The organism is Paraburkholderia sp. BR14320 (assembly GCF_040948665.1).
GTDB lineage: Bacteria > Pseudomonadota > Gammaproteobacteria > Burkholderiales > Burkholderiaceae > Paraburkholderia > Paraburkholderia youngii.
The window spans coordinates 1-247 of record NZ_JBFPKG010000395.1 but is presented as its reverse complement, the minus strand read 5'-3'; the positions used below and the strand labels follow the sequence as shown (position 1 = coordinate 247).

The 247-nt window shown below is 57.1% G+C and carries 1 pseudogene; it reads left to right on the top strand.

From position 1 onward, the window contains the following. Nucleotides 1-123 precede the first annotated feature (123 nt). Nucleotides 124-247, top strand: a pseudogene (locus AB3X89_RS40790) (transposase); the annotation flags it as partial.

Sequence of the window (247 nt, the reverse complement as noted above, 5' to 3'; positions counted from 1 at the left end):
AAAACAGACTCTCGGTGAATGTGTCGGCGCCGCGCATAATCTCCATCGGGTTGTTGGGCTCCTTCTATCAACGCTTCACGAACGCAGCGCGATGACGCGTTTCAGCGGTACTTCCGCAGGCTGCTAAAGGGCGACAAGACGCTGGCAGAGCTGGCGCAGCAGTACGATGTTCATCCGAACCAGATTACGGACTGGAAGAAGCAACTGCAGGAGCGCGTGTCGGAAGTGTTCGAGACGGGCAAGTCGA